Annotated in this window: 12 protein-coding genes; 9 read left to right on the top strand and 3 right to left on the bottom strand. The window is 41.3% G+C overall.

The window, feature by feature from the left end:
- Positions 1-181 precede the first annotated feature (181 nt).
- Both LPA49_RS05080 and topA read left to right on the top strand, forming a co-directional pair.
- Positions 182-3,946 (top strand): hypothetical protein, encoded by a 3,765-nt coding sequence (locus LPA49_RS05080; RefSeq protein ID WP_230235858.1) that lies wholly within the window; start codon positions 182-184, stop codon positions 3,944-3,946.
- Between the two features lie 308 nt (positions 3,947-4,254).
- On the top strand, positions 4,255-6,921 hold the full coding sequence (gene topA, locus LPA49_RS05075) for a type I DNA topoisomerase (protein ID WP_036968862.1): 2,667 nt from the start codon (positions 4,255-4,257) through the stop codon (positions 6,919-6,921).
- Between the two features lie 94 nt (positions 6,922-7,015).
- Here the strand turns inward: topA and LPA49_RS05070 are convergent, their stop codons facing one another.
- Entirely contained in the window at positions 7,016-7,258 is a 243-nt protein-coding gene (locus LPA49_RS05070; RefSeq protein ID WP_036968859.1) for a hypothetical protein, read from the bottom strand.
- Positions 7,259-7,501: 243 nt separating this feature from the next.
- Here LPA49_RS05070 and LPA49_RS05065 point away from each other — a divergent pair, with 243 nt between their 5' ends.
- The gene (locus LPA49_RS05065) at positions 7,502-8,050 is read left to right on the top strand and encodes a TIGR00645 family protein (protein WP_036968856.1); all 549 of its coding nucleotides are present in this window, start codon (positions 7,502-7,504) and stop codon (positions 8,048-8,050) included.
- A 49-nt stretch (positions 8,051-8,099) separates the two neighbouring features.
- On the opposite strand, the gene LPA49_RS05060 is transcribed toward LPA49_RS05065, so the two are convergent.
- On the bottom strand, positions 8,100-9,725 hold the full coding sequence (locus tag LPA49_RS05060; RefSeq protein WP_036968853.1) for an alpha-glucosidase family protein: 1,626 nt from the start codon (positions 9,723-9,725) through the stop codon (positions 8,100-8,102).
- A gap of 678 nt (positions 9,726-10,403) precedes the next feature.
- Between LPA49_RS05060 and LPA49_RS05055 the strand changes: the two genes are divergently transcribed.
- The 6 genes from LPA49_RS05055 to LPA49_RS05030 all read left to right on the top strand — a co-directional run bounded on the left by LPA49_RS05055 (position 10,404) and on the right by LPA49_RS05030 (position 22,500).
- The gene (locus tag LPA49_RS05055) at positions 10,404-13,193 is read left to right on the top strand and encodes a TonB-dependent receptor (RefSeq protein ID WP_075593643.1); all 2,790 of its coding nucleotides are present in this window, start codon (positions 10,404-10,406) and stop codon (positions 13,191-13,193) included.
- Between the two features lie 105 nt (positions 13,194-13,298).
- The gene (locus tag LPA49_RS05050) at positions 13,299-14,795 is read left to right on the top strand and encodes a tryptophan halogenase family protein (protein WP_036968844.1); all 1,497 of its coding nucleotides are present in this window, start codon (positions 13,299-13,301) and stop codon (positions 14,793-14,795) included.
- A gap of 2 nt (positions 14,796-14,797) precedes the next feature.
- Positions 14,798-16,648, top strand: coding sequence for an alpha-amylase family glycosyl hydrolase (locus tag LPA49_RS05045; RefSeq protein ID WP_230235902.1), 1,851 nt, complete (start codon positions 14,798-14,800; stop codon positions 16,646-16,648).
- Between the two features lie 94 nt (positions 16,649-16,742).
- Positions 16,743-18,608, top strand: coding sequence for an alpha-amylase family glycosyl hydrolase (locus LPA49_RS05040; protein ID WP_230235856.1), 1,866 nt, complete (start codon positions 16,743-16,745; stop codon positions 18,606-18,608).
- Positions 18,601-20,085, top strand: coding sequence for an MFS transporter (locus tag LPA49_RS05035; protein WP_036968838.1), 1,485 nt, complete (start codon positions 18,601-18,603; stop codon positions 20,083-20,085). The genes LPA49_RS05040 and LPA49_RS05035 overlap by 8 nt, the downstream gene beginning before the upstream one ends.
- Before the next feature lie 12 nt (positions 20,086-20,097).
- The gene (locus tag LPA49_RS05030; protein ID WP_230235854.1) at positions 20,098-22,500 is read left to right on the top strand and encodes a glucan 1,4-alpha-glucosidase; all 2,403 of its coding nucleotides are present in this window, start codon (positions 20,098-20,100) and stop codon (positions 22,498-22,500) included.
- A gap of 97 nt (positions 22,501-22,597) precedes the next feature.
- Here the strand turns inward: LPA49_RS05030 and LPA49_RS05025 are convergent, their stop codons facing one another.
- Positions 22,598-24,784 carry an OsmC domain/YcaO domain-containing protein gene (locus LPA49_RS05025; protein WP_036968833.1) on the bottom strand — a complete coding sequence of 729 codons (2,187 nt, stop codon included), beginning with the start codon at positions 24,782-24,784 and terminating at the stop codon, positions 22,598-22,600.
- Positions 24,785-24,897: the final 113 nt, after the last annotated feature.

Raw genomic sequence — 24,897 nt, 5'->3', positions numbered from 1 at the left:
TATTTTTATAAATTTTGCCATAGCCTACCAGCATGAAGATTTTTATACAGAAAAATTCGATAAATATTAGAATTAATTCGATGCAATTCAGATAAAATAATTATGATATTCGTCCAGATTTTAGGTTAATATCAGGTAAACAATAATGTAAATATGAAAATAGCTAACTAGGGAGAGGTCAATGCCTTTATTGCGATGGCTAAGTGTTATAGTTTTCAGCTCACTTTTAGTCGCCTGTGGCGGTGGTGGATCACTTGAGAAAGAAGGGGGTTCATTAGACGGTGGGAATACTTCTGATAACCCAACTTATACAATAACAGTGCAAGGGTATAGCGCTGATGGTACTGAATCGAATAATGTAACAGCCGATCAGCCCTTAATGATTCGCGCCTCTTTAACGAGTAGCAATTCAGATGTAACAGGTAAAAAAATAACATTTTCATTAGCGGATAACCTGGGGACTTTAGATCAACCCTCAGCGCTGACTAACAGTGAAGGTAATGCTGAAGTTAAATTAAACGCAGGCACCCAAGCTGGCGCAGATGAAATTATTGCCAGTTTTACCTCAAGCTCAGGTACTGTTTTCTCTGGTAGTTTTAGCTTTTCAACAGCGGGCGACAATACGCAAACAGGCGATCAAACTTTCACGGTTACATTAAATGGTTTTGTTAAAGGAACTCAAACAAGCAATAATGAAGTAACCGCTGGTGCACCATTAGACCTAGTTGCTACTTTAAAACGTGATGATGAGGTGATTTCGGGTCAAAGAGTTATATTCACACTTGCCGATGATATTGGATCGCTCACCCCTTCATCAGGTACAGTATTAACAAAAAACGATGGTAACGCACGCATAACGCTTACAGCGGGTGATGTTGCCGGTGCGGGTATTGTGACAGCCTCCTATACTGTCAGTGGCGAAACCTATTTTGATACATTTGCATTTACATCAGACGGTTCTGAGTCAGATGATTCAAGTGTGAGTGGCACAGTGACATTGGGCGTCTCTATTGTTGATGCCTCAGGCCTCCCATTCAGTGTAGAAAACCCAGTAAGTAAAGATAATAAAGGAACAGTAACAGCCACTCTATTAGACGATGAGACGCCTTTAGCAGGTCAACTGATTTCTTTCTCTACCAATTATACAGGTAAAATTACGCCTGTTTTAGGGACGGCACTTACAGACGCCAACGGCGAAGCATTTGTTACTTTAAGTAGCGGTAATTCAAAAGGCGCGGGTCAAGTTGTAGCTACATACACTGATGAAAGTGGTAACACAATTACTAAAGTCGCCGGTTTTATTTCGAGTGGTGATGATGCCCCAATCGAAAATGCAGAAGCCGCACTTGATATTAAGCTTTTAAAAGGTTGTGCGGCAGACTGGGATGCTAATCGCTATTCGACTTCATTAGAAACAACGTATTTATCATCGGGCTGTGTTGTTGTTAATCAGTTTTCATCTGATCAACTCATTGACGTTCTGGTTAAAGTTACCGATACCAGCTCAGGTGATGGAATTGAAGGAATTATCGCAGAGTTATCTACTGACCTAGGTCGTTTATTACCTGAGTCTGGCAAAGCATTAACGGATCCTTTTGGTTTCGCGGTTTTAAAACTACAACCAGGTGCAAACAGTGGTGCAGGTGAAGTGTCGGTGACAGCCAAGTCAGTGATTCTTTCAAAAGCATTTGAAATTGCCACCGCAGAGCTTAATGTTGAAATCACCAATGGCCTATACAACAAACTTGATGCATCAGGTAACCCAATCGACGGTGAATATGTTCCATTGGCTGCTGGTGCAACTACGGTGATCACCGTTTCGATTTTTGATAGCAACGGAAACCCAATTGTTACACCGCTCGATGTTGAGTTTACGTCTGGTTGCGTAGAGTCGGGATTGGCTGTAATGGACTCAAAAGCAACCAGTATTAGCGGGGTTGCAACGGCTACATACAGAACCAATGGATGTAATACTTCGCAAGGTGATACTGTGACAGCCACAGTGCTCACTGGTGGCACGCCCAAAGTAGTTAATGTAAACGTTCCTGTTTCTGCTGCAGAAGTCAGTTCAATAGAATTCATTGAAGCCACTGAAAATGTTTTAGCGTTAAAAGGAACTGGTGGCGTATCTCGTAAGGAAATCAGTCAATTAACATTTAAGCTAACGGATGAAATCGGTAATGCTGCAAAACAAAAACGAATGGATTTTCGTTTAAGCTCAACCAACGGTGGCATTTCACTATCTGAGGTAACAGATGCTGGTGGCTATTCACATGCAAGTGTCTCTACCGATTCTGAAGGGCTTGCTCGCATTCAAGTAAATGCTGGCTTTGTGCCACAAGCGGTACGTGTACAGGCGTGTTATATACCTGAAGAGCTCATACCTGCTGATCAGAATAATAATGTCACGTGTTGGCAGGAGTTGTATTTAGAATGCCAAAAAGCAGAAGCGGAACGTAATGGTAATGTATCGTGTCCTGTAGGTGAATTATCATTAGTGTCACTTGATGAGCAAGTGGTGAGTGTATCAGATTTAGTCTCTATTAGTTCAGGTTTACCCGATGGTAATAGTTTCACAGCTGGCCCTACTATAATTAACATAGAAGCACTTAATTATATTGGTGATACCACGGATATCTCTGTTTATTTAGCTGATCACTTTAATAACCCTGTACCAGATGGTACGGCTGTGTATTTAACAACAGAAGGTGGGGCGGTTGGCACTCTTGATGGTGCTGAATTTAACCCTCAACTTGAGTGTAATACAGTTGATGGTCAATGTGTTGCGCAGTGGCGTTCACAGAATCCAAAGCCATTTACCGAGGATAAGTGGGGCAATAAAATCAACAGTATCAACCCGAAAACAGGTGTTATCAATTGTGACCTTTATTTTGGTTCCGCAGCCCCTTGTATGGCTGGAATTAGAAACGCTGCGTTTTTTGACGATGGTGTACCATTAGGCGCACGTTCGACGGTGTTGGTGACAGCAAAGGGTCAAGAATCATATATTGATATTAATGGGAATGGCCGCTTTGATACTAATGAATATTACAGTGGCTATGACTTACCAGAAGCTTTTATCGACCATAATGAAAATGGTTTCTATGACGGTTTAGCAGCTATTTACGACCCAGTGAGTGGCACTGTGACGAAGTCAGCTGAATTTTGCCAAGAAGGTGATGCAACTGATCCCTGTAGCCCAACAAATACCAATGCAGGACAATTTGAGGAAAATTGGGATATTGACTTAAATGGAATGCATACACTTGCTGATGGTAAATACAATGGTTTAGTGTGTACTGAAAGCGCGACTACCCCAACCGTGGGAGCAACGTTTGAAAGTTTATGTACCAAAGAAGTCATTGATATTCGGGATACTTTTGAAATTGTTATGTCCGGCAGTGAAGCATACACTCGTTTTGTCGTTACGAAAGCTGAGTTACGTAATCGATTTGCTTCGGCTCTCAATGAAAGAACTGCAGCAGACCCAACAGTTTTTACTGACAATGCAATGCAATTAGGGGTTGATATAGCGCAGTGTAATACGATTTATCGTCAAGCTGGTGACTCATCAACTGCCGTTATCTTGGACTTAGAACCTACAGATAACACTGATTACTGTGATTTAGGTTCAATAAATATAACCACAGCGATGGTTGGCAACCAATTGGCTGCTTTAAGTTTCGCGCTTTATTTTTCAGATGTTTACAATAACCCATTACCAGCGAGTACGGCGGTTTCAGTGAGCACTGATAATGGTGATTACAGTGGAACATCTGGCTTTGAGCTGCCTAATACTAGTCAAACGTCAGCCATGTCTTTTGGTTTAACAATTAGTAGAGAGGCTGAAGCAAATAAAAAAGCAGAGGGGAACCTAGTTGTTCAATTTACCACAGGTAAAGGCTTAGTTACCTCAGCTCCAATCGCAATCAGTGATGATGGTTAACAAGTATTTAATTGTTTAAATTTAAAAAAATGCCAACCAGAAGGTTGGCATTTTTGTTGCTGTTCTATATATTCCCCATAAAAATACAGCAAATTATCATTTTGGCTAATTTAGCAGCAAAAATTGTTCAATTATTCAGTCAATGGTTAAAAGTTTCGATTAAAAGCTTGTAACAATTGGTGTTTGTAGATATACCTATAAATATTCGTGCTCCGATGTTAATAAATCATACTAATTTGTTTGATGTGATAGATATACATTTATAAGGGCAAAAAACTTTTAAAATTCTTGGTCAGAAATAGGCAGCTATGGGCAAATCACTTGTAATTGTAGAGTCTCCAGCAAAGGCTAAAACAATTAATAAATACTTAGGTAACGATTTTATCGTCAAGTCCAGTGTTGGGCATGTACGTGATCTACCGACTTCAGGTTCAGGCAAAACGAAAACAGCAGCAACGAAAACCCCTGCTGAGGTTCGAAAAATGTCACCAGAAGAAAAAGCTGCGTATAAAAAACAACGAGATTACAAAAATCTTGTTGCACGTATGGGAATTGACCCTGAGAAAGGCTGGGAACCCCATTATGAAGTTTTGCCTGGCAAAGAGAAAGTCGTTCAAGAATTAAAGAAGCTTGCAGAAAATGCCGATAAAATCTATCTCGCAACCGATTTGGATAGAGAAGGGGAAGCGATTGCATGGCACCTCGAACAGATTATCGGTGGTGAGCCAGAGAAATATAAGCGTGTTGTTTTTAACGAGATTACCAAAAATGCGATTCAGCAAGCTTTTGAAACACCCGGTGAATTAAACACCGATATGGTGTATGCGCAACAAGCACGCCGTTTCCTTGACCGAGTAGTGGGTTTTATGGTCTCGCCGTTGTTGTGGGCCAAAGTTGCACGCGGTCTTTCTGCAGGCCGTGTTCAGTCTGTTGCTGTTCGTTTGCTGGTAGAACGTGAACGTGAAATAAAAGCATTTATTCCTGAAGAGTTTTGGGATGTGCATGCCGATGTTAAAAATAGTGAGTCTGCCTTACGCCTTGAAGTTACAAAACACGCTGATAAGGCATTTAAGCCTGTTAACGAGCAGCAAGCAATGTCTGCGGTTCGTGACCTTGAGAAAGCTCAGTATGAAGTTGTAAGCGTTGAAGAAAAGCCAAGTAAAAGCAAACCGAGTGCTCCTTTTATTACATCGACTATGCAACAGGCCGCGAGCACTCGCTTAGGCTATGGTGTTAAAAAGACCATGATGCTTGCTCAGCGTTTGTATGAAGCAGGTCATATTACCTATATGCGTACTGATTCAACCAACTTGTCAAAAGATGCGGTTGAAATGTGCCGTGACTATGTTGCTGAGCAGTTTGGTGATAAGTACCTACCAAAAGCACCAATTAGCTACAGCTCTAAAGGCAATGCACAAGAAGCGCACGAAGCGATTCGTCCTTCAAGTGTTTCTGTATTGTCGGGTCATTTAGACGGTGTTGAAGCCGATGCGAAAAAATTATATGAGTTAATTTGGCGTCAATTCGTTGCGTGTCAAATGGTGCCAGCTGAATATGATTTAACAACCTTAACGGTTGGCGCGGGTGATTACCAATTAAAAGCAAAAGGCCGTGTTCTTCGTTTTGATGGTTGGACAAGAGTGCAGCCTGCTGTGCGTAAGAAAAATGAAGAAGATCAGTCACTCCCCGCTGTAAAGCAAGGTGAAATTCTGAGCTTAGTTGAGCTTGACCCGAAACAACATTTTACAAAACCACCTGCTCGTTTTAGTGAAGCAAGCTTGGTTAAAGAGCTTGAGAAACGCGGTATTGGGCGTCCATCAACGTATGCCTCAATTATTTCAACCATTCAGGATCGTGGTTATGTGCGAGTTGAAAACCGTCGTTTCTTTGCTGAGAAAATGGGAGAGATCGTTACTGACCGCTTAGTTGAAAACTTTGAAGATTTAATGAACTTCGATTTCACAGCAAAAATGGAAGGTCGCCTAGATGATATCGCTGAAGGCGAGCGCATCTGGACGCAAGTACTCGATAAGTTTTATGCAGACTTTTCAAAACAGCTTGAAATCGCTTCAGGAGATGAAGAACAAGGTGGTATGCGTCAGAACCAAATGGTTGAAACAGATATTGATTGTCCAACCTGTGGCCGTAAAATGGGGATTCGTACTGCATCGACTGGTGTTTTCTTAGGGTGTACAGGATACAACTTACCACCCAAAGAGCGCTGTACTACGACAATGAATCTTGTTTCTGGTGATGAAGCCATTGCTGCCGATGTTGAAGACGTCGAGACAGAAACGTTGATGCAAATGAAGCGTTGCCCTATCTGTGAAACAGCTATGGATTCATACCTAATTGATGAAACCCGTAAGCTGCATGTCTGCGGTAATAACCCAGCCTGTAAAGGTTATGTGGTTGAGCAAGGCACGTTTAAAATTAAAGGGTATGACGGCCCAATAATCGAATGCGATAAATGCGGTGCTGATATGCAACTAAAATCTGGCCGATTCGGTAAATATTTTGGTTGTAGTAACGATGATTGTAAAAATACCCGTAAACTACTTAAAAATGGTGAAGCTGCGCCACCAAAAGAAGATCCTGTCCATTTACCTGAATTAGAGTGTGAAAAGTCAGAAGCGTATTTTGTGCTGCGTGACGGCGCGTCGGGTATTTTCTTAGCGGCGAATACATTCCCGAAATCACGGGAAACGCGAGCTCCTAAAGTTGAAGAATTAAAACGTTTTAGAGACCGTATTTCTGAGAAGTTTTATTACCTAGCAGATGCTCCTACGCATGATCCAGATGGTAACCCATCAATTGTTCGTTATAGCCGTAAAAATAAAGAACAGTATGTGATGACAGAGGTAGACGGCAAAGCAACAGGCTGGACAGCTCATTATCAAGGTGGAAAATGGGTCGAAGAAAGTAAGAAGAAGGCCCCCGCTAAAAAGAAAGCTGCAACAAAGGCTAAAAAGTAGCCTGTCTGTTAAAGCAATAGAATAGCTGAACATAAAAAACCGGAGCGCACATCATTGTGTCAACTCCGGTTTTTTATTAGCTATCAACGATAAATTAGATTTGTACGTCTTTTACTTTCTTAAAGCCTTCAGCTTCAAGTTCATCGTTAACACATTTTAATACGTATGGTTTTAATTCTTCATTGCTGATATCGTCGTCCTTTGCCCAGTTTAAACACATTTCAGTGAATTCTTTGATCATTTCTGGTGACGCTTCAGGTGCTTCGTTAGCGATTGCGTATGACGCTGACACGCTTAATACAGGTGCCAAAATTAGTGCTAGCAATGCTTTGTTCATTTAATTATTCCTAATCAACATAATTAATAGTTACTGCCATCGAAAAGCGCAGTAATGGAACGCAAACTGTTATCCACTTTGCTTGAGTGAATTTATAAACTAAATATCTAAAAAAGATAACGAAATATTTTTATCGTTAAGATAAGCAAAAAATAATCATTTTTTTGTCTGTAGAAACTAGTCATTGGCATTGTAAACCACGTATTATCCACATAATTTTAAAAATAAAATGAGCGTGTAGTTATGTCAGAGTCAGTGTCGCAAACAAAACCTAAAAAAGTTCCATCAACACTAGAGCGAGTCGTAGAAACTTTTATTTTCCGCTCTCGTTGGTTGCTAGCCCCGTTTTTTATCGGTTTGTTAGTTGCGGTTGTGATTCTACTATTAAAGTTTTTTAAATACTTATACAGCATGGCCTTAAATACATTCACAGCGAGCAATCAGGAACTCTTGGTTGGTATTTTGACACTGGTTGATACCGCTTTATTAGCGGGATTATTATTAATCATTATTTTTAGTGGCTATGAAAATTTTGTTTCTAAACTCAATATAGATAACCATGAAGACAGACCCGTTTGGATGGGTAAAGTGGGCTTCTCTGGCCTAAAAATGAAATTAATAAGCGCTATTGTGGCTATATCGGCAGTAGAGCTTTTAAAGGTGTTTATAAGTTCGGCAAATCATTCAACGGATGAATTACTGTGGAAGGTTTTAATACATGTTACTTTTGTTGTTTCGGGCGTGCTATTCGCGCTGACAGATTATATTAATAGTAAAACAACAAATCATTAAGAAAAAAGGCCCTGCATAATGCAGGGCCTTCTCACAATACAACTGATGATTAACTCAGAGTTGCATAAAAACAACCAAACCCGGGCAGAGTAACTGTATTATCTGTTAATTCAGCAGTGTGATGTGATAGTTCATTGTGCTGCTGCGTTATTACATCAGTAGTTGTAAATTCAGCGCGTTGTGCACTTAGATTGAACACACATAGCATCTTAGTGCTGTTGAGGCTGCGATAAAATGCAAGTACTGGCTCATCAGTATTAATGAACTCGATGCTTCCTTCTAGCAGTACATCTTTCGCTTTACGCCAAGCCATAAACTCACGGTATGCATTTAGAATGGAGTTGTTGTCATCATCTTGTGCGCTTACAGCAACTGCTTTGTGCTGCTCACCCACAGGTAACCACGGCTTTGTTGTAGAAAACCCCGCTTGCTCTATATCACTTGCATCCCATGGCATAGGGGTGCGGCAACCATCTCGACCTTTAAAATTAGGCCAAAAAGTTATCCCGTATGGGTCTTGTAGGTCTTCAAATGCAACCTCTGCTTCGCCTAATCCAAGCTCTTCGCCTTGATACATGCATACACTACCGCGAAGTGATGCAAGAAGTGCTGTTAACATTTTGCATTGGTCAGGGTTGATGTTATCCCCTTTGCTCCAGCGACTCGCAACACGCTCAACATCGTGGTTGCTAAACGCCCAACATGGCCAGCCTTCTGTCATTCGTTCTTCAAGTGTACTTACTGTGTTACGAATATACTCAGCGCTGTAATCGTTTGTTAGTAATTCAAAGCTATATCCCATATGAAGCTTATCGCCACCCGATGTATATTCAGCCATTGTTGCTAGTGAGTCTTCAGATGAGATTTCACCAAGGGCTACTGTGCCAGGGTATTTATTTAATAACGCACGGATATCCTGCATAAAGCTTAAGTTTTCAGGTTGTGTATTATTGTAATAGTGGTACTGGAATGCATATGGATTGTCTTCGCTAAAGCCTCGACCTTGACGTTTCTCAGGTGGCTTAGCGGGGTTGTCGCGTAATAATGCATCATGGTAGCAGAAGTTAATGGCATCTAAACGAAAGCCATCTACGCCTTTTTTCAGCCAAAACTCAACGTTATCAAGGACGGCTTTACGCACTTCAGGGTTATGGAAGTTTAGATCTGGCTGTTCAGCAAAAAAGTTATGTAAATAATATTGCCCTCTACGTGGCTCCCATTGCCATGCAGGACCACCAAAAATAGACAGCCAGTTATTTGGTTGAGTACCGTCAGGTTTTGCGTCAGCCCACACGTACCAATCAGCTTTATCATTATTTTTATCTTCACGGCTATCGAGAAACCACTGGTGTTGATCTGAAGTGTGGCTCAATACCTGATCGATGATGATTTTAATATTGCGCTCATGCGCTTGGGCAATTAATTCATCAAAATCGTCGAGGTTACCGAAAATAGGATCGATATCGCGGTAATCACTAATGTCGTATCCGAAGTCCTTCATGGGTGATTTAAAAAAAGGTGAAACCCAAATAGCATCCACACCCAAGCTTTTAATGTAATCAATGCGATCAATGATACCTTTGATATCACCAATGCCGTCGCCATTGGTGTCTTGGAAACTGCGCGGATAAACCTGATAAATAACCGCACCTTTATACCACTGCTTTTGAGCCATGTTTTTCTCCATCGTGACACTCAGTGTATGTAAACCCTAGGGCAACGCTTATTAATATGTTGCCAGAATGTCAAAAGCATACGTGAAGGGTGGGATGCTGTAAAAACTCTGCATACGTATGCACGGTAATTTCATCTGCCAGCGTTGTAAAACTAAGGGATTGAGTCCACTTTTACAGCGATTATTTTTAAGAGTAAATTATTTACCAATTTTTGCCGTTTAGAGTGATACCAAACAACGCGCCTACGTGGTGCATAATTTAATTGGCTTTCACCATAAAGGTGCAAAATATTTTTGGTAAGACCAATTAACACTTTGCGTTCGTTTACCTTTTTTAAATGACATTCAACTTTTATATAAACTAGGTAGAGGCGTGCTCCATACGTATTTGTGCCCAATACAATACGACGTTGGATAAAAAATGTTTCATTCACATTTGACGTCTCTGTTTTATAAATAAACGATTAATAAACAATGCATTACAACATCTGCGTGTAAATTTGTTGTTAATTTTTGTTTGCATCGTCTAGTCTGAATACGTATGCATAAATTTGTTAAGAAAATAATCTGAGCGTTAATATTCGTGTTGACAACAAAATCAGTCAGCGATTAACAGCTATTGCTATCATGAATAACTGCAAGGCGTTGACATTACAATTTGGGTAATGGGAAAACATCATGTCTATGTTCAAACCAAGTATATTAACTCTGGCTTTAACAGCCGCAGGTTTAAATAGCTTTGTAGCGTATGCTGCAGAAGAAGACCAAAAAACAAAAAACGATAACGTTGAAGTTATCGAAGTAAAAGGTTTTCGTGGCAGTGTTGTAGAATCTATTAACACGAAACGCTTCACTCCTGAAGTTGTTGAGTCAATCTCAGCAGAAGATATCGGTAAATTACCTGATTCATCAATTGCAGAATCAATCGCACGCCTTCCTGGCCTTACAGCACAACGTCTAGATGGTCGTGCTAGTCGCGTAAGTGTGCGTGGTTTCAGTGAAAACGAAAGTGCAACAACATTTAACGGTCGTGAGCAAGTATCAATTGGCGATAACCGCGGTGTTGAGTTTGACCTTTACCCATCAGAAATAATGAGCGGCGTAACGGTATACAAAACACCAAGCGCAGGTATCGAAGCGGAAGGTATTGCTGGTGTAATCGACATGCAAACTGTTAAGCCTTTAAGTAAAGGCGAGCAAGTTATCATGTTTAATGGCCAATATGAGCAAACAGGTTTTGATAAATTAAACCCAGACGGTGACGATAAAGGTTTCCGTGGTACGGTTTCATACATTGATCAGTTTGCTGATGACACCATCGGTGTTGCATTTGCTTACAACACAATGAGCTCACCTAACCAAGAGAAACGCTGGAATTCATGGGGTTATCCAGAATTTACGGGTGAAGATGGTAACACTTATTCTATTTTAGGTGGGGCAAAGCCTTTCGTACGTTCATCAACGCTTGAGCGTGATTCAGCAATGCTCGTTATTGAAGCAGCACCGAATGACCGCCTTAATATGACATTTGATGCTCTTTACGTAGATTTTTCTGACGAGAAAATCCTTCGTGGTATTGAAGTACCATTCGCTTGGGGTCAAGGAACAATCGATCCTAGCTCTGCAGTTGTAGATGCAGATTCTGGTTTTATCACAAGTGCAGTAACAGAAGGCCAGCGTGTTGTTGTTCGTAACGACTATGAAGAGCGTAATGCAGAACTAACCCAGTTTGGTTTCAATACTAAATACGATATTAATGACGAATGGTCAGTTGAGTTTGATGCGAGTCGTTCAGAAGTTGAGCGTCAAATTTGGAGTATCGAGAGTTATTCAGGTACAGGCCGCGGTGATGCAAATGGTGTTGCTGATACGATTGGTTATGTTTTTGACGGTGGCAATACCGGAGCGCAGTTCTCACATAATCTTGATTACAGTGATTATGATCTAATTCAATTAGGTGGTCCTTTATCATGGGGTGCAAGCGCTGCATTGAATGACAAGTATGGTTTGACAGATACGCCATATCAGAATACAGCCCAAGATGGTTTTATCAATGCACCAGAAATCAACGATGAATTAAGCACACTAAAACTTGCTGCAAGCAAGGTGTTAGATAACGCGTATATCAGCCGTGTTTCATTTGGTATGTCTTACCGTGACCGTGAGAAGAGTAAAGTGTCTGAAGGTTACTTCATGACATTAAAAGACTTCTCTTTAGACAATCCAGGTATGTTATCAATTCCTGAACAGTATCGTTTAGGAAGTGCAAGCCTTGATTTTATCGGTATGGGTAACATGGTTGCTTACGATACGAACGGCTTAGTAAATGATGGTTATTATAACCTTTTACAAGAAAGTTTAACGGATCAAAAACACAAAACACAATCGTGGACAGTGCAAGAAGAAGTAACCGCCATTTTTGCGCAAGCTGACATTAATGCTGAACTTGGCTCTATTCCTGTAACAGGTAATATTGGTGCTCGTTATGTAAGAACCGAGCAATCTTCGCAAGGTTTTGCTGCAAACACGGTGGATGGACTCGTTGTTGTTACGCCAACAGACATCAGTCATGACTACAGTCATTTCTTACCAAGCTTAAACTTATCGTTTGCAATTGATGAAGAGCAAACAATACGCTTTGGTGCTGCGAAAACGATTTCTCGTGCGCGTTTAGATGAAATGAATGCATCAGTGAACGCATCTTACAGTCAACAGCCAGATGAAAATGGCAACTTTTGGAATGTGTCAGGTGGTAATCCTAAACTTGAGCCAAAAGAGGCAACAGGTTTTGATTTAAGTTACGAAAACTACTTCCATGAAGAAGGGTACTTTGCAGCAGCATTTTTCTACAAAGATATCACTCAGTGGATTTTTGATGGTACATATGAAATCGACATGAGTGGTGTGGCGGACCCATCTACAGGTGAAATCCCAGCTTCATCTACAGGTACAGGTTCTGGTAAAGTTAATGGTGGGTCAGGTGATCTTTGGGGTTATGAGCTTTCATTAACACTACCGTTCACTATGTTTAGTGATTCACTGGATGGTTTTGGTTTAATCGCAAGCCATACTGGTGTTGAGCAGGATATTACAGACCAAAATGGTAATGATTATGAGTTACCTGGATTATCGGACCAAATCGATAGCTTGACCGTGTACTTTGAACGTAATGGTTTCCAAGCGCGTACTAGCATGCGTAAACGTAGCGACTTTAAGGGCGATGTTTATGGTTTAGGCTTTGCAACAACGCAAGTTGATATCAAAGGCGAAACAATTTGGGATGCGCAAATCGGCTATGATTTTGCAGAAGCTGGTATCCAAGGTCTCGAAAACTTGAGTGTTACTTTCCAAGTGCAAAACATCACAGAAGAGCCGTTCACGTCTCTACAAGGTGATAACGCACTGCAAGTACGTGATTACCAAGACTACGGTCGTACATTCCTGTTAGGTTTCAGCTACAAGCTGTAATTAGCTTAAACAGCGATAGAAAATTGCCCTTGTGATTTGTTTTACAAGGGCTTTTTTATATCAGTGGGCTACACTCAATGAATTGAAATTGGTGTTAGGTGTACTATGGAAGCAAAAAAAATAACAAAAGTTGTGATTGCCGGTGGTGGAACTGCTGGGTGGATCACCGCCGCACTACTCAACAAAGTGCTTGGAAAATCACTTGATATTACTCTCGTTGAATCTGCCGAAATTGGCACTGTTGGCGTTGGTGAGGCAAGTATTCCCCCTATTTTGCATTTAAATGGGGCTCTTGGTATTTCAGAAAAAGAATTTATCAAGGCGACTGGTGCAACCATTAAACTGGGGATAGAGTTTGAAAACTGGCGTAGCCAAGGGCACAGTTATATGCACGCTTTTGGCGAAATAGGTAAGGACTTCCCGTTTTGCGCATTTTATCATTTTTGGTTGAAAGCAAACCAAACACAAAACGCCCCTGACTTTTGGGATTTCTCTCTCAACTACCAAGCTGCAAAAGCGCATAAATTTGCCCATCTCAAAAACATTCCTAATACCCAATTAGCGGGCTTACATTACGCGTATCATTTTGATGCGACACGCTATGGTGAATTTTTAAAAGAATTAGCCCAATCGCGGGGGGTTAATCGCATTGAAGGAAAAATAGAAACGATAAGTCAATGCGATCAAACAGGGTCTATCAATGCGTTAAAGCTAGAAGATGGTAGCCTGATTGAAGGGGACTTATTTATTGATTGCACCGGCCTGCGAGCATTACTTATAGAGCAAACGCTGAATACGGGGTTTGAAGATTGGTCGCACTGGATACCGTGTGATAGCGCTGTAGCTGTCCAAAGTGAGTCTGCAAGCAACGCCATTCCCTATACCCGCTCTATCGCTAGAGAGTCAGGTTGGCAATGGCAAATTCCACTCCAACATCGTGTTGGTAATGGCTTAGTGTATTCAAGTCGATATCTATCAGATGAAAATGCAAAACAGCAGCTGCTAAACAACTTGCCAGCTAAGCCCTTAACTGAGCCACGAATTATTAAATTTAAAACGGGTCGACGCTTAAAGCAGTGGCATAAAAATGTGGTATCGGTTGGCTTATCGAGTGGTTTTTTAGAGCCCTTAGAGTCAACCAGTATTCATTTAATTCAAAGTGCAGCTATCCGGTTGATCAAGTTTTTTCCACATCAAGGTATTAAGCAAAACTTAGTGGATGAATTTAACAAACAAAGTAAAACAGAATTTGAGCGAATTCGTGACTTTATTATTCTCCACTACAAACTTACAGAGCGAGACGACAGTCCATTTTGGCGTCTTTGTAAGGGCATGGATATTCCAAGCAGCCTTGCTAAGAAAATAGCACTATATAAAACCAGCGGTAAGCTAGTGCGTGAAGACGATGAGTTATTTGCCGAAGTCGCGTGGCAACAAGTGTTGATAGGGCAAGGCCTGATTGCTGAAGATTATCATCCTTTAACAAATGCCTTAACAGATAATCAGCTTAATGAGCTATTTAGCAATTTAAAAACCTTGATTAATAGCACGGTTGAGCAGCTGCCCAGCCACAGTGAATTTTTAGAAAAAATACAAAATTAATGATGAAAAAAACACATACAATTTTTGCAGTAAGCACCGTATTAACGCTTTTAAATTCGACAGCGAGTTATGCAATCACTGCCTCACCAGAAAGCTGGTGGGTGGGCATGCAGAACGAATCGTTACAAGTTATGCTTCACGAGGGCAACATTGCGAAACAAACTTGGCAGATGTTGCCTTACAAAGGCGTTGAGTTTAAAGGGGTTACAACAACGAATAATGCTAACTACGCATTTCTGAATTTAAACATCAGCGATAATGCAAAAGCAGGTGAACTTAGCTTTAAAGCGTCGGATGGAACTGTCTTTACATATCGGTTAAATACCCGCAATAAAAACAGTGCAAAGCGCCCAGGATTTACAAGTAAAGACATACTGTACTTAATAAATCCTGACCGATTTGTTAACGGTGACCCAACGAACGATAGTATTGCTTCAATGCAAGAGGCAGCAAACCCTGAGTTTAAAGGCGGGCGCCATGGCGGTGATATTCAAGGTGTGATTAATAGTCTTGAATACCTAGAAAATTTAGGCGTCACTCAACTTTGGCTAACACCTGTACTTGAAAATAATATGCCAAGTTACTCTTATCATGGGTATGCAATCACAGATTTTTACAAGGTCGACCCGCGTATGGGCAGTAATGAGCTATATAAAACGCTATCAGTGAAAGCAAAAGAGCATGGTATCGGTTTAGTGATGGACATGGTTCTTAATCACTTTGGTTCATCGCACCAGTGGATGTCTGATATGCCAACAGCTGATTGGGTTAACTTTGATGGTCAGTTTGAAAAAGGTAAAAATGCCACAACGCATGCCCGTCAAACAATTCAAGACCCACATGCGAGCCAATACGATAAGCGCCAATTTAATGATGGTTGGTTTGTTGAGTCGATGCCTGATTTAAATCAGCGTCAACCGTTATTGTCGACTTACCTTATTCAAAATGCCATTTGGTGGATTGAATACGCTAACTTGAGCGGCATTCGCGTCGACACGTATTCATACTCAGATAAAGCGTTCTTAGCAGATTGGACTAAAGCGATTATGACCGAATACCCCAATTTTAATATTGTGGGTGAAGAGTGGACAAGTAATCCTGCAATTGCATCGTACTGGCAACGCGGAAAGATAAATCAAGATGGTTATACCTCAGACTTACCCAGTGTCATGGATTTTTCATTGCAAGAGGCGCTTATTAAAGCACTGAATGAACAAGAAAGCTGGAACACGGGCTGGGTCAGGGTATACCAATCACTTGCGAATGATTTTTTATATGCAGATACCGATAATATTTTAGTGTTTGCCGACAATCACGATATGAGCCGTGTCTATACAGAGCTGGGTCAAAATCTAGCTAAAACAAAATTGGCAATGACATTACTGTTGACTACACGCGGAATTCCACAAATTTATTACGGCACAGAGGTGCTATTAGATAATACCCCAAGTAACGACCATGGCGATATTCGAATTGATTTCCCGGGTGGTTTTAGAGCACATACAGTCAATGCCTTTACCGGTGAAGGACTCTCTAAAGACCAAAAAGACATGTTAAGCACAATGCAAACATTGCTGAAGCTGCGCAAAGAAAAGCCCGCGCTTAGTGAAGGGAGTTTAATGCATTTTTCACCTAAGCAAGGTGTTTACAGCTATGTGCGCGAGCACAATGGTGAAAAAGTTGTGGTGTTATTGAATAAAAACCTACATGACCTTGAGTGGGATGTCAGTTATATGCAAGAAGTACTTAAAAACACTCAAACGGGGGTCGACTTAATGAGCAACGAATCTGTTACTTTAACTGTGCCTATTCGCTTAAAAGCCATGCAAGCACGCTTAATTGAACTTGAATAATTGTGAGTTTTAGGGTGAATACGTATGCATTTACTGTCCGTGAGTAGCCCTTAACATTAGTATTAACTGATATTTACAGAATAATGAAGTAGTGATGACAACATATAAATTAACTGCATTAGTCGTGGCTTCAATTTTAGGTTTAGCAGCCTGTGGTAATGAAGCAACAACACAACAGCACACACAAAAACAGCAAACACATGCAACAGTCTCGAAGCCCGTCGTGTATCAGGTGTTTACCCGCTTATTTGGTAATACAAACACCACAAATAAACCATGGGGGACGCTTGAAGAAAACGGAGTGGGTAAATTTGCTGATTTTGATGACGCAGCATTAAAGGGAATAAAAGAGCTTGGTACTACCCACATTTGGTACACTGGCGTACCACGTCATGCGTTAGTGACTGACTATACACACTACGGCTTATCGCAAGATGATCCTGACGTTGTAAAAGGCCGAGCAGGTTCACCTTATGCTGTTAAAGACTATTATGATGTAAACCCTGACTTAGCGATAAACCCTGAACGTCGGCTAGAAGAGTTTGTAGAGCTTATCGAACGTACGCATCAGCATGGCATGAAAGTCATCATCGATATTGTGCCTAATCATGTGGCGCGTAATTATGACTCAGTAGCAAAACCAAAAGGAATTAAAGACTTTGGTGCTGAAGACGATACAACACAAGCTTACGTACGTGATAACAACTTTTACTATGTCACAGGTCAATCATTCCAAGTACCTACAAGTGAAGATTACCAAGTTTTAGGTGGGCAGCCACACCCACTTGCTGACAATCACTTTGATGAAACGCCCGCTAAATGGACGGGTAATGGAGCTCGCGAAGCAAAACCAGATATTAATGATTGGTACGAAACAGTAAAAATTAACTACGGTGTTAAGCCTGACGGCAGTTATGATTTTCCAACGTTGCCAGCTGATTATGCGAGTAAAGACTACCGCGCTCACTATGCATTCTGGCAAGACAAAGACTTACCAAATAGCTGGTATAAATTCCGTGATATCGCGCTTTACTGGTTAGATAAAGGCGTGGATGGTTTTCGCTATGATATGGCCGAAATGGTGCCAGTGGAGTTTTGGAGTTTTTTAAATTCATCTATCAAAATGCAAAAAGCGGATGCGTTTATTTTAGCTGAAGTGTACAACCCAAGCCTTTATCGTCCTTATATTCAGCAAGGCAAGATGGACTACCTTTACGACAAAGTTGGTTTTTACGATACCGTTAAAGCTGTTATGCAAGGTAAGCAACCTGCCACTAGTATTTTTGATATCCAAAGCGAAGTGGCCGATATTGAAGAGCACATGCTGCACTTTTTAGAAAACCATGATGAGCAACGTATTGCTAGTCCTGATTTTGCGGGTAGCAGCGAAAAAGGGAAGCCAGCTATGGTGGTATCAACACTGATGACTCGCTCGCCGACATTACTGTATTTTGGCCAAGCAGTGGGTGAAGATGGCTCTGAAGAGGCTGGATTTGGTGACCCAACCCGTACCAGTATTTTTGATTACGTGGGTGTGCCAGCGCATCAAGCATGGATGAATGATGGAAAGTTTGATGGTGGGGCATTAACGAAAGAACAAGCAGAACTGCGCGCCTATTACACAAAACTAATGTCACTTAATACGTTACCTGCCATTGTGGGCGGTGACATGCAAGCAGTTGAGCTAACTGGTTCAGAGCAAGTAATAGCCTTTACCCGCAAGCTAGGTCAGCAATTGGTGTTGGTAGTGAGTAACTTCTCACAAGCGTCTAAAACTGTGTCATTTACACTTAATGCAACGCAACTCCCCACGCTTAATCACACGTCACTTACCCTTACCGATAACTTAGAAAGTCATGCCGACATTGTTATTTCTGACCTAACAAAACAGGCGCCCATTCAATTAAAACTGAACGGCTTAAGCAGCGCAGTATATACCCTAAAGGCTGATTATGAATAATAACAAACCAACGCTAAGCTTCTGGCAAATATGGAACATGTGTTTTGGGTTCCTCGGTATCCAATTTGGTTTTGCATTACAAAATGGTAATGTGAGCCGCATTTTTCAAACCCTTGGCGCGAATGTTGATGACATCCCTATTTTGTGGGTTGCCGCACCGCTAACAGGCTTAATTGTTCAACCTATTATTGGCTACTGGAGCGACAAAACATGGAATAAACTAGGCCGTCGTCGTCCATTCTTTTTCTACGGTGCAATTTTAACAACGTTATCGTTATTTATTATGCCAAATTCGCCCAGCCTGTGGATTGCTGCGGGGATGCTATGGATTATGGATGCCTCTATTAATGTCACTATGGAGCCTTTCCGTGCGCTGGTAAGCGACAACCTACCTAAGAAGCAACGTGCAACTGGTTATGCCATGCAAAGCTTTTTTATAGGTATTGGTGCGGTTGTTGCCTCTGCTTTACCGTGGATGATGACAAACTGGTTTGATATTGCTAACACTGCACCTGCGGGTCAAATTCCTGATTCGGTAAAGTTTTCATTTTACTTTGGTGCAGTTGTACTTCTTGTTGCCGTTTTTTGGACCATATTTACCACCAAAGAATATTCACCAGAACAGCTTGAAAGCTTTAATGAACAAGAACACAGCGACGCACAGAACGCCACTCACAGTAATGTAAACTTTAATAAAGGTGCGGTTATTTTTACTGTGCTTGGTATCGTGGTGCTGGGTATTGTTACGGGGTTATCACTTGAAAAAGAGCTTTATTTATTAGCGGGTGGTTTAATTAGTTTTGGTGTTATTCAATTCATTGCGGGAGCGTTAAAAGCTAAAAATGCAACCTCTGGTGGCTTTTATCAAGTAGTAAATGATGTATTCACAATGCCTGAGGCAATGAAGCAACTGGCTTTAGTGCAATTTTTTAGCTGGTTTTCACTGTTTGCTATGTGGATTTATACAACCTCAGCGGTAACCAGTTTTCATTACGGCAGTAGTGACACAGGCTCACTGGCTTATAACAACGGAGCCGATTGGGTTGGGGTTTTGTTTGCAGCGTACAACGGGTTTGCAGCCATTGCAGCATTATGTATCCCGGTCATCGTTAAGAAGTGTGGTTTAAAACTGGCGCATGCAATCAATCTAGTGCTGGGGGCCTTGGGACTTGCCAGCTTTATCTTTATTAAAGACCCCAGTCTACTTATTTGGCCCATGATAGGAGTAGGCTTTGCATGGGCATCTATTTTATCACTGCCGTATGCCATGTTAAGCACCTCTGTACCCACTAAAAAAATGGGGGTATACATGGGGATTTTCAACTTTTTTATCGTTATCCCACAGTTACTTGCGGCGAGTGTTTTAGGCTTGATTTTACGCCACTTCTTCGATAACCAACCCATTTATGCGTTAGTGCTAGGTGCTGTGTCGCTCGTACTGGCAGCGTTCGCTGTACTTCGCGTTAAGCAACAATAATAAGGACACACAATGAAAAAAATTAATCTTATTACGGCAAGTTTTATTGCTTTAGGTTTAACGGCTTGTAGCTCTGAGCAATCTGTATCAATAACAGCGTTAACGCAGATTTCAGCCCCGGGCGCGCCCGGTGTTGAGCCATTTTGGGCTTATTCAGGTAAAACAGGTATTGGCACATCCTATGAGCAATATCAAGCGGGTCATTATGATGATTCAGCTGCGACTGGTAAAGTGTCAAAAGTGTGGTTTTCAATTGCCAAAGGCATGATCACTGAAACCATGTTTGGTCTTATTCACCAAGCACAAATTAAAGATATGCAATTTGTTGTGGTAGGCAAAGATTTTACTGTGACAGAAAATGATGATCTTGATGTCAGCATTGATTATCTATACAAAGATGAAGCAGGTCGGCCACTTTCACTTGCCTATAAAGTGGTAAGCAAAGATAAGCAAGGTCGTTTCTCTTTAGAAAAGCATATTTTCACTGATCCAAACGGTCAAACTCTGTTTGTACGCAGCGTATTTAATACCGATTTAGAAGGCGTTAAAGCCTATGTGAATGTGAACCCTTATATTGATAATAACGGCCTAGACGATTTTGCTAAAGTAACTGATAAAGGCTTAGTCGCATGGCAAGACGATAATTTCTTATCACTGCAAGCTAGTCAGCCATTCAAACAGGCAACGGTTGGTTTTACGGGCATAAGTGACGGTTTAAAAGAACTTAAAATGTCGCAATCACTTGGCACAACGTACCAAAATACCGGTGAGCAATCGGGTAACGTTAGTTTACTTGCTGAACTGGGTGATATTTCAACTAATACAACATTCGATTTAGCACTAAGTTTTGGTCAATCAGAAGCTGCGAGCCTAAAAGAAGGTCAAGCAAGCTTAAGTCAAGGTTACCAAAAGTTACTAGATGCCTATAACGGTAAAGGTGATGCAATTGGTTGGCAAGATTACTTAGCAAGCCTTGAGCCCCTTAGCACATTAACTAGCAGTACCGCTGATAATGGCAAATTACTTTATACCAGTGCCATGGTATTAAAGGCGCAAGAAGATAAAACGCATGCGGGGGCACTAATTGCGTCGTTATCAAACCCATGGGGTGAAACGGTCTCAGCTAAAACAGGTTCTACAGGCTATAAAGCAGTCTGGGTACGTGACTTTTATCAGGTGGCTATGGCGTTTATGGCCATGGGCGATACTAAAACAGCTAAGACAGCCTTTGAATATTTAGAAAAAGTACAAGTTACCGCTCGGACTCCTGGTAACGGGGGAGACACTGGTTGGTTCTTACAAAAAACACACGTTGATGGTGAACTTGAATGGGTTGGTGTGCAACTTGACCAAACGGCTATGCCAATTATGCTTGCATGGAAACTTCATCAAGCCGACGTACTTAGCGACCAAGAGTTAACACAGTGGTATGGCAAAATGCTCAAACCAGCGGCTGACTTTTTGGTAGATGGTGGCCTTGCAAAGATTCTGTGGAATGATACACAAATCACCCCACCCGCAACGCAGCAAGAGCGCTGGGAAGAACAAAACGGTTACTCTCCTTCTACGACTGCTGCTGTTGTAGCGGGCCTAGTTACTGCTGCTGATATTGCCAGAAAAGCAGGTGATACTAAAAACGCAGTGCGTTACTTAGAAACCGCTAAGCAATACAATAGTGAAATCGAAAGCACCATGTTTACCACGCAAGGTAACCTAAAATCAGACAATGCCGATGGAGAATATTTCATTCGCATTGGCCAAGATAAAGATCCAAACTCATCGACCACGCTTAATGCGAATAATGGTCGTGATGGCTTCGACAAAAAGCAAATTTTGGACGGAGGGTTTTTAGAGCTGGTTCGCTACGGTGTTCGTGATGCGCTTGCACCAAGCATTGTAAAAACGCTTCCAGAATATGATGACGAAAGCTTAATTGATAACCTACAAGTGCGCTATACCTTTAACTTTGCTGATGGCTCTGGGTCATTCCCAGGCTACCGCCGTTATGGTAATGATGGTTACGGCGAAGACGAAGTAACGGGCAATAACTACGCAGAAGGGGGGAATAATACCCCAGGTCAGCGTGGGCGAGTATGGCCGTTTTTCACGGGTGAACGCGGTCACTATGAAATTGCCGCAGCAAATGCCAGCAATAGCTTAAATGCGATGAAACAAAACACGATCAAAAACACGTATGTAAAAGGCATGGAAGCATTTGCTAATGAAGGCATGATGTTACCTGAGCAAGTGTGGGATGGTGTTGGTAACAATAAAGCTGGCTATGAGTTAGGCGAAGGGACGAACTCAGCGACACCACTTGCGTGGACGCATGCAGAGTACATTAAATTACTTCGCTCTTTAAGCGATAAGCATGTGTGGGATCATTACCCTGTTGTCGAAGATGCTTTGAAGTAAATTGAGCATCTAAATATTAAAATTAAACCGCTGAGCTTTAACCCTCAGCGGTTTTTTTATTTATCAGTTCAGCAAAATGATTGTGTCTGATTGTGCCTTATAAACCTGCTTTTTTTGCTCGCGCTGCGTGCAACTTTTTGTAGCTGTCGATTAAACGCTGATGTCTGTCTAAGCCTTCAAGTTTCATACTTGTTTCGGTTAAACCATAAAACATAACATCCCCATTAATCGAGCCAACCACGGCGTCCATGGTTTCTTGACCAAACATACGCGTAAAGTTGTGAATGTAATCTTCAATTTCTAGGTCATCGCTAAGCGCAACTTCCAGTGTTGCATGCATCGCTTGATAATATAGACCTCGTTCAACAAGGGTATTGTCGTTGTATTGTAAAAAGGCTTCAACTAGCTCCATAGCGGCTTCTAAATCACCCAATGCTAGGTAAATTAATAACTTAAGCTCAAGAATTGTTAATTGACCCCACACCGTGTTTTCGTCAAATTCGATACCGATTAGCGTAATGATATCGATATAGTTATCTAACTCACTTTCTTCTAATCGCTCAACTAAATCAGCCAGTTGATCTTCAGTTAGACGGTGCAGATTTAAAATATCTTCACGGAAATTTAGGGCTTTATTAGTGTTATCCCAAATCAAATCTTCGACTGGGTAAACTTCAGAATAATCAGGGACTAATATACGACACGCAGTACCAAGATCTGAGAACTCTGCAATGTAGGCTTCTTTACCTAAGCGTTCTAAAATACCGAATAAGCTCGCGGTTTCTTCTTCGTTTGTGCCTGAGAAATCCCACTCCACAAACTCAAAATCATGCTTCGCGCTAAAGAAGCGCCATGAAATAACCCCTGTTGAGTCAATAAAGTGCTCAACAAAATTTTCTGGCTCCGACACGGCCATGCTATTAAAGGTCGGTTTAGGAACATCGTTTAAGCCCTCAAAGCTTCTACCTTGTAAAAGTTCTGTAAGGCTGCGCTCTAATGCGACTTCAAAACTTGGGTGCGCGCCAAACGAGGCAAATACACCGCCTGTTTTTGGGTTCATTAGCGTGACACACATAACCGGAAATTGACCACCCAGTGATGCGTCTTTAACAACAACAGGAAAGCCTTGTTCTTCAAGGCCTTTAATGCCAGCAACAATGCTTGGGTATTTATTTAAGACTGCGTCAGGTACATCTGGAAGAGCAATTTCTTGCTCAATTATTTGGCGTTTAACGGCCCGTTCAAAAATCTCTGACAAACACTGTACTTTTGCTTCTGCAAAGTTATTACCCGCGCTCATACCATTGCTTAAGAATAAATTTTCAATCAAGTTTGATGGAAAATAAACGGTTTCACCATCTGAATGGCGCACATAAGGAATAGAGCAAATTCCGCGCGCTGTGTTACCTGAATTAGTATCAATTAGGTGAGAGCCACATAATTCGCCATCGGGGTTATAAATGTCGCGTGTGTAGTCGTCTAATATACCTTCAGGCAGGGAGTCATCGTCGGTTAGGCTGAACCATTTTTCATTTGGGTAATGAACAAATGCACTGTTTGCTATTTCTTCACCTAAAAATTGATCATTATAGAAGAAGTTACAATTTAAACGTTCTATAAACTCACCAAGCGCAGAGCACAGTGCGCTTTCTTTGGTTGCGCCTTTACCATTGGTAAAACACATAGGCGATGCGGCGTCACGAATATGCAACGACCATACATTTGGCACAATATTGCGCCAAGATGAAATTTCTATTTTCATCCCTAAGTCTTCGAGTATCGCGGTCATATTCGCGATGGTTTCTTCAAGCGGTAAGTCTTTGCCTAAAATAAAGGTGTTATGATCTTCATCAGGTTTTGCCATTAACATTGCTTGCGCATCGGCTTCAATGTTTTCTACGGTATCAATTTTAAATTCAGGGCCTGTCTGAATAACACGTTTTACTGTACAACGCTCTACTGAGCGCAAAATACCCGTGCGATCTTTTTCGGATAGGTGCTCTGGTAATTCGACTTGAATTTGAAATATTTGATTGTAACGATCCTCAGGATCAACAATATTATTTTGTGCAACACGAATACCATCCGTCGAGATATCACGAGAGTTACAATACACTTTAATAAAATAAGCGGCGCACAGTGCAGAAGACGCTAAGAAATAGTCAAAAGGACTTGGTGCTGAACCATCGCCTTTATAGCGTATAGGTTGATCTGCGATGACAGAGAAGTCATCAAACTTGGCTTCAAGTCTGAGGTTGTCGAGAAAATTAACTTTAATTTCCATTAAAAAATTCCACCTTAGTGCGCTTAGCTACTACAAACTTTAAAAGCTTGCTAATAGCGTTTTCATCATAATAGGTGTAATTATCTGCTTTTTCGCGGTAATAGTCTTGGGTA

Origin of the sequence: Pseudoalteromonas sp. MB41 (genome assembly GCF_020966275.1) — a bacterium.
Classification (GTDB): Bacteria; Pseudomonadota; Gammaproteobacteria; order Enterobacterales; family Alteromonadaceae; genus Pseudoalteromonas; species Pseudoalteromonas lipolytica.
This window is presented reverse-complemented; position numbering and strand designations above follow the sequence as displayed.